This window comes from Streptomyces niveiscabiei (assembly GCF_001419795.1).
GTDB lineage: Bacteria > Actinomycetota > Actinomycetes > Streptomycetales > Streptomycetaceae > Streptomyces > Streptomyces niveiscabiei.
In genome coordinates, this window is record NZ_LIRL01000555.1 from 1 (window position 1) to 6982 (window position 6982).

General features: G+C 71.1%; 7 protein-coding genes. 1 reads left to right on the forward strand and 6 read right to left on the reverse strand.

The annotated features are described in order from the left end of the window. The 4 genes from AOK24_RS25945 to AOK24_RS25960 form a co-directional block, all read right to left on the reverse strand. A partial coding sequence (locus AOK24_RS25945) for an ATP-binding cassette domain-containing protein (protein ID WP_055722481.1) occupies window positions 1-818 on the reverse strand: 818 nt, incomplete at its 3' end. After that, complete coding sequence (locus AOK24_RS25950) at window positions 815-1843, reverse strand: ABC transporter permease (RefSeq protein ID WP_055722482.1); 1029 nt, start codon at window positions 1841-1843, stop codon at window positions 815-817. The genes AOK24_RS25950 and AOK24_RS25945, both read right to left, overlap by 4 nt. After that, window positions 1840-2844, reverse strand: coding sequence for a sugar ABC transporter substrate-binding protein (locus AOK24_RS25955; protein WP_055722483.1), 1005 nt, complete (start codon window positions 2842-2844; stop codon window positions 1840-1842). The genes AOK24_RS25950 and AOK24_RS25955 overlap by 4 nt, the downstream gene beginning before the upstream one ends. Window positions 2845-3145: 301 nt before the next feature. Then, the gene (locus AOK24_RS25960; RefSeq protein WP_107104051.1) at window positions 3146-3883 is read right to left on the reverse strand and encodes a GntR family transcriptional regulator; all 738 of its coding nucleotides are present in this window, start codon (window positions 3881-3883) and stop codon (window positions 3146-3148) included. Window positions 3884-4012: 129 nt separating this feature from the next. Here AOK24_RS25960 and AOK24_RS25965 point away from each other — a divergent pair, with 129 nt between their 5' ends. Then, window positions 4013-5023 (forward strand): Gfo/Idh/MocA family protein, encoded by a 1011-nt coding sequence (locus AOK24_RS25965; RefSeq protein ID WP_055722485.1) that lies wholly within the window; start codon window positions 4013-4015, stop codon window positions 5021-5023. 134 nt (window positions 5024-5157) lie between these two features. On the opposite strand, the gene AOK24_RS25970 is transcribed toward AOK24_RS25965, so the two are convergent. Next, on the reverse strand, window positions 5158-6384 hold the full coding sequence (locus tag AOK24_RS25970; RefSeq protein WP_055722486.1) for a cytochrome P450 family protein: 1227 nt from the start codon (window positions 6382-6384) through the stop codon (window positions 5158-5160). Window positions 6385-6456: 72 nt separating this feature from the next. Further along, a partial coding sequence (locus AOK24_RS25975; RefSeq protein ID WP_055722487.1) for a response regulator occupies window positions 6457-6982 on the reverse strand: 526 nt, incomplete at its 5' end.

The window sequence follows — 6982 nt, forward strand, 5'->3', positions numbered from 1 at the left end:
TCGCGCCCACGCGGCGGTAGCCGCAGATCAGATACGGCCCCGCGCCCCTGGGTTCGTTGCAGCTCGTGGCGTAGAGCGTCCAGCTCTGTTCCGCCCGCCATTTGCCTGGTCAGTTCGTCCAGACTGATGTCGTCGCGAGCATGGTTTCCGACCATGCTCCCGCGCTTCAGCAGGACGAATCTGTCCCCCACCATGTACGCGTGATGCGGGTTGTGGGTGATGAAGACCACGCCCAGGCCCTCGTCCCTCGCCGCCGCCACGTACTTGAGGACCACGCCCGACTGTTTTACGCCGAGCGCTGCTGTGGGCTCGTCCAGGACCAGGACCTTCGCGCCGAAGTACACCGCCCTCGCGATCGCCACACACTGGCGTTCGCCGCCCGACAGTGTGCCGATGGGTTGATCAACGTCGCGCAGGTCGATGCCCATGCGGAGCAGTTCCGCGTGGGTCGTGCGGCGCATGAAGTCCGTGTCGAGGCGTTTGAAGGGGCCCTTGCCGACGCGAGGTTCGGAGCCGAGGAAGAAGTTGCGCCACACGGGCATGAGGCCGACGACGGCGAGGTCCTGGTAGACGGTGGCGATGCCTCGGTCGAGGGCGTCGCGCGGGGAGGTCAGGCGGGTTGATTCGCCGTCAATGTTGAGCGTGCCGCCGTCATGTTGATGCAGCCCGGCAATGATCTTGATCAATGTTGACTTGCCGGCGCCGTTGTCGCCGAGGACGCAGGTGATCTCGCCGGCGTTGACGGCGAGCGAGACGCCCTCCAGTGCGCGGATGTTGCCGTAGTGCTTGCTGACGTCGGTCAGTTCGACGAGGGTCACTTGGTCGCCTCCGCGCGCTTGCGGACCCACGTGTTGAGGAGGGTCGCGAGGAGCAGCATCGCTCCGAGGAAGAACTTGAACCAGTCGGGGTTCCACTCGGCGAAGACGATGCCCTTGCTGGTCATGCCGAAGATGAGCGCGCCGACCGCCGAGCCGACGGCGCTGCCGTAGCCGCCGGTGATCAGGCAGCCGCCGATGACGGCCGCGATGATGTAGATCAACTCGTTGCCGACGCCCTCGCCGGACTGGACGACGTCGTAGCTGAACAGCAGATGTTGACCGGAGATCCATGCTCCGAGGGCGACGCCCATGTAGAGGCCGATCTTCGTGCGGACGACGGGTACGCCGACCGCGCGGGCCGCGTCCTCGTTGCCGCCGACGGCGAAGATCCAGTTGCCCGCGCGGGTGCGCAGCAGGATCCAGGAGGCGAGGGCGACGAGGCCGAGCCACCACAGGATGGTGACCTTGAAGTCGACGCCGCCGATGGTGAACGTGGAGGCGAAGAGGTCGCGGGCGGAGGGGAAGCCCTCCATGTCGGCGATGCTCTTGGTGGACACCGTGTCGTCGATCAACTTGGTCAAGCCGAGATTCAACCCGGTCAACATGAGGAACGTGCCGAGCGTGACGATGAAGCTGGGCAGGCCGGTGCGGGTGAGCACGTACCCGTTGAACGCGCCGATCGCGAGCGTGACCAGCAGGGACACGCCGACGCCGACCCAGACGTTGGCCGTCATCTGGTAGCTGAACATGGACGAGATCAATGCTGACGACGTCACCATGACGCCCGCCGACAGGTCGAACTCGCCGCCGATCATCAGCAGGGCGACGGGGACGGCCATGATGCCGATCGTCGAGGACGCGTACAGGACGGTGGACAGGCTCGCGGCGCGCAGGAAGCTGTCGGCGGTGATCGCGAAGAACAGGAAGACGGCGATCGCGCCGACCACGGACCCCAGTTCGGGCCGGCCGAGGAGGCGGCGCAGCGGGGAGGTCTCCAGGAGGCGTTCGTCGGTCGTGGCGGTCATCGGGTGCCCCGCTCGGTGTACTGGGCGAGCCGGGCCGCCTGGTCCTTGGTGATGATCTGAGGGCCGGTCAGGACGGGCTTGCCGCCGCCGAGGGCGTCGTCGTTGTATCGATACAGCCAGAGCAGGTCGACGGCCTCGTAGCCCTGGAGATACGGCTGCTGGTCGACCGCGAAGCCGAGGGAGCCGTCGGAGAGGCCCGCGGCGACCTTGGCGTTGAGGTCGAAGGTGTCGATCTCGGCCTTGCTGCCGGCGCCCTGCTTCGCCTTGACGGCGGTGTCGGCGTACGGCGCGCCGAGGGTGACGACGGCGTCGACGGACGTGTCGGCCTGGAGTTTGGCCTCGATGGCGGACTGCACGTCGGGCATGTTGGTGCCGGTGACGTACAGGTTCTGGACGCTGCCGGTGAACGTCTTGGCGACGCCCGCGCAGCGCTGTTCGTGGCCGACGTTGCCCTGTTCGTGCAGGACGCAGACGGCCTTCTTCTTCCCGCGCTTGGTGAGTTCCTCGCCGACGGCCTCGCCGGCGACGGTCTCGTCCTGGCCGATGTGCGTGAGCGCGCCGAACGCCTTGGACTCGGCGGAGCCGGAGTTGACGGTGATGACGGGGATACCGGCCTTCACCGCGCGCGCGACGGACGCTTTCAGGGCGTCCGGCTTCGCGAGGGTGACGATGATGCCGTCGACCTTCTTGTCGACGGCCGCGTCGACGAGCTGGGCCTGCTGCTGGGCCTCGTCGTCGTGGGAGTACAGGAAGTTGATGTTGTCCTTGACGGCGGCCTGCTTGGCGCCGTTCTGGACGATGTCCCAGAAGGTGTCCCCGTCGCCGGAATGGGTGATCATCGCGAAGGTCCAGCGGGGTGTGTTCACCGCCGCCTTGCCCTGGGCCGACGCGGCCTTGCGGGCGTCCTCGGCGCGCTTGCCCCCGGTGCTGCTGCATCCCGCGAGGGACACGCACAGCGCCCCCGCCACCGCGATCCCTGCCCAGGTCCGAAACCGTGCCACGAGGCCGTGCCCTTCTTGCCGTCTTGCCGTGCTCTGTCGTACGCCCGCACCCGGTGACCGCTCACCGGACGCAAACGCCCCAGTATCGAACACGGGGATCGACAGAGGCGCGGCCGGGGACCGCGACTCGGTCGCATTGTCCGGACATCAGGACGGATGCCCTTTCCGACACGCGCGCGGGCGCCACGAAATCAGCAGCCGCCACGCGCGCACGCGGGAGCACGAAAAGGGGTTACGAAAAGGGCTCGCGAAAAGGCCCGCGCAGGTCGTCCCGCGCGGGCCCCGACGGCATACGGCGCCCTCAGGGCCGTACGAGAAGCTGGAACTCGAAGGAGTAGCGGCTGGGCCGGTAGATGTGGTCGCCGAACTCGACCGCGCGGCCGGTGTCGTCGAACGTGGTGCGCTGCATGGTGAGCAGGGGCGCGCCCTCGGGCTCGGCGAGGCGGTCGGCCTCGGAGGCGGTCGCCGCGCGCGCGCCGATGGACTGGCGGGCGCTGTGGAGGGTGATCCCGGCGGCGCGCATGAGGCGGTAGAGGCCGGTGGCCTCCAGCTGGCCGGTGTCGAGGTCGAGGAGCCCGGCGGGCAGGTGGTTGCACAGGTAGGCCATCGGCTCGCCGTGCGCGAGGCGCAGGCGTTCGACGCGCTGGACCTCGCTGCCCTCGGCGACCCCGAGCGCGGCGGCGATCTCGGCGGTGGCGGGGACGGCCGTGTTGACCAGGACGGTCGTCGCGGGGCGCTGGCCGGCCGCCTCCAGGTCGTCGTAGAGGCTGCTCAGTTCGAGGGGCCGCTTGACCTGGCTGTGCACGACCTGGGTGCCGACGCCCCGGCGGCGTACGAGGAGCCCTTTGTCGACGAGGGACTGGATGGCCTGGCGGACGGTCGGGCGGGACAGGCCGAGGCGCCCGGCGAGTTCGATCTCGTTGCCGAGGAGGCTGCCGGGGGTGAGCGAGCCGTGCTCGATGGCCGCCTCCAGCTGCTGCGACAGCTGGAAGTACAACGGCACCGGAGAGCTTCTGTCCACGCGGAGTTCGAGCTGCACGGTCGGGTCCACTTCTGGTTTCGGCACGGCCCGAGCGTAGCCGTGGGGTCCGTCGACGGGAAGTTGCGCAGTCAGATTGTCCGGACATGCGGATTGACAGGGTGCGGCCCACGACCTCACTTTGTCCTCATGCGTATCGGGGTCATCGGGACGGGCCGCATCGGCACGATTCATGCGAACACACTGCGGCGGCACCGCGAGGTCGGTTCGCTGATCCTGACGGACGCGGACCCCGCGCGGGCGCAGGAGGTGGCGCTCAGGCTCGGCGAGACGGCGGCGCCCGGAGTGGACGAGATCTTCCGCTGGGGCGTGGACGCGGTGGTGATCACGACGGCCACCGCCGCGCACGCGGAGCTGATCGGACGGGCGGCGCGCTCGGGCCTGCCGGTGTTCTGCGAGAAGCCGATCGCCCTGGACCTGCCGGGGACGCTGGCGGCGATCGCCGAGGTCGAGGCGGCCGGGACGGTCCTCCAGATGGGCTTCCAGCGGCGGTTCGACAACGGGTACGCGGGCGCGCGCGAGGCCGTCCACGCGGGGCGTCTGGGGCGGCTGCACACCGTGCGCGCGGTGACCTCCGACCAGTCCCCGCCGCCCGCCGAGTGGCTGCCGGTGTCCGGCGGGATCTACCGGGACGCCCTGGTTCACGACTTCGACGCGCTGCGCTGGGTGACCGGCCGCGAGGTGACCGAGGTGTACGCGATGGGGTCGGACGCGGGCCCGCCGATGTTCCGCGCGGCGCGGGACGCCGATACGGCGGCGGCCGTCCTGACCCTGGAGGGCGGCACGCTGGCGACGGCCACGGCGACGCGGATGAACGGCGCCGGGTACGACGTGCGCATGGAGCTGGCCGGGGAGCTGGACCAGATCGTCGTGGGCCTGGACGACCGGACGCCCATCGCCTCCACCGAGCCGACCGGCCCGCCCGCCGCCGACAAGCCCTGGAGCGGCTTCCTGGAGCGTTTCGCGCCGTCCTACGAGGCCGAGCTGAACGCGTTCGTCGAAGTGGTCCGGGGCGAGCGCGCGAACCCCTGCGACGGCCGTGAGGCGCTCCAGGCGCAGCGGATCGCGGAGGCGTGCGACGTGTCCCTGCGGGAGCGCAGACCGGTGTATCTGGGGGAGCTGCCGGGGGCGCACGCGTAGCTGGGGCCGTACTGACGCGCATAAATGCGAACCGGCCTCAGCTCTACGGGCCGACCGACCGGTTTCCCCGCCGCCTCCGGCAGAGACACCCCGGCCCTCCGCAGGGCTCCGGCCGCCCCCGCGCGGTGCCCGGCTCACCCCGTCGGCCACCGCACCGGCAGGCTCCGCACCCCGCGGATCAGCATCCCCGGCAACCACTCCCCGGTCGGCCCGTCGAGGGCGAGTCCGGGCGCGCGCTCCAGGAGCGAGGCGATGGCCGTACGCGCCTCCAGGCGGGCCAGCGGGGCGCCGAGGCAGTAGTGGATGCCGTGCCCGAACGCGAGGTGGCCCCGGGTGTCGCGGCGGGGGTCGAAGCGGTCGGGGTCGGGGTAGCGCGCGGGGTCGCGGTTGGGCGCGGCGAGGCCGATGACCACGGAGGCGCCCTCGGCTATCGGGGTGCCGCCGATCTCCAGGGGCTGCGCGGCGTACCGGAACGTCGCGTTGGCCACCGGTCCCTCCCAGCGCAGGGTCTCCTCGATGACGCCGTCGAGGAGGCCGGGGTCCGCGCGCAGGGCGTCGAGGAGGCCGGGGCGGGTCAGGAGCGCGTGCACGGTGTTGGTGATCAGGTTGACGGTCGTCTCGTGGCCGGCGATGAGCAGCAGGAAGGCCATGCCGCGCAGTTCGGCCATGGAGAGGCGGTCGCCGTCCTCGGCGGTGGTGCGGATCAGGTCGCTCAGCAGGTCGTCGGTGGGCGCGGTGCAGCGCTTGTCCTCGATCAGCTCGGTCAGGTAACCGGAGAGGCGCGCGAACGCCTCGGCGCCGGTGCCGGGTCCGCTGGGCGCGACGACCTCGGTGGACATCGCGCGGAAGGCGGCGCGGTCCAGTTCGGGGACGCCGAGGAGTTCGCAGATGACGGTGATGGGCAGCGGGAAGGAGAAGGCGTCGACGAGGTCGGCGCGCCCGCGCGGGATCATCGCGTCGAGGAGTCCGTCGGTGATCTCCTGGACCCTGGGGGCGAGGCTCTGCACGCGGCGCGCGGTGAACGCGCGCGTGACGAGGGAGCGCAGGCGGGTGTGCTCGGGCGGGTCGGTGCCGAGCAGATGACGGCCGATCACCGACTCGTCGGGGTCGCCGCCGGCCAGCCCGCGCTGGTCCTTGGCGAGCCTGCCGTCGGCGAGCGCGGCCCGCGCCTCCTCGTACCCGACGACGAGCCAGGTCTCCCACGCGCCGTCGGCTCCGCCGAGCAGCACCCGGTGCACCGGGCCGCGTTCGCGCAGGCGCGCGTACACGGGGTGCGGGTCGCGCCGGAAATCGTCCCCCAGGTCCGTCAGGTCGACGACTCCCCGCTCGCCGGACCCCCACAGATCGACCACGTCACCCATGCCTTCCCCTCCCGTCACCCCGCCCCCCGTCACCCCTGCAACGGACGGCGGCGGCGTGAAGTGCCCGCCGGGCTACGCCTCTTCGTCGAGCAGCCCCGCGTCGTAGGCGAGCAGCGCGATCTGGACGCGGTTGTTGAGGCTGAGCCGGGCGAGGATCCGGGAGACGTGGGACTTGACGGTCGCGACGCTCATGAACAGCTCGGCGGCGATCTCGGCGTTGCTCATGCCGCGGCCGACGCGGACGACGACCTCCCGTTCGCGGTCGCCGAGTTCGGCCATGCGCGTGCGGGCGCGCGCGTGGCGGGTGTCGGCGGCGGTGCCGGCCGCGTGGGCCATCAACTGGCGGGTGACGACGGGTGACAGGACCGGGTCGCCGGCCGCGACCCTGCGGACCGCGTCGAGGATCTCGGCGGGCGGCGTGTCCTTGAGGACGAATCCGGCGGCGCCCGCGCGCAGAGCGCGCAGGACCTGTTCGTCGGCGTGGAAGGTGGTGAGGACGACGACCTGGGGCGCGTCCGCGCGGGCGCGCAGGTGTTCGGTGGCGGTGAGGCCGTCCACGGCGGGCATCCGGATGTCCATCAGGACGACGTCGGGCCGC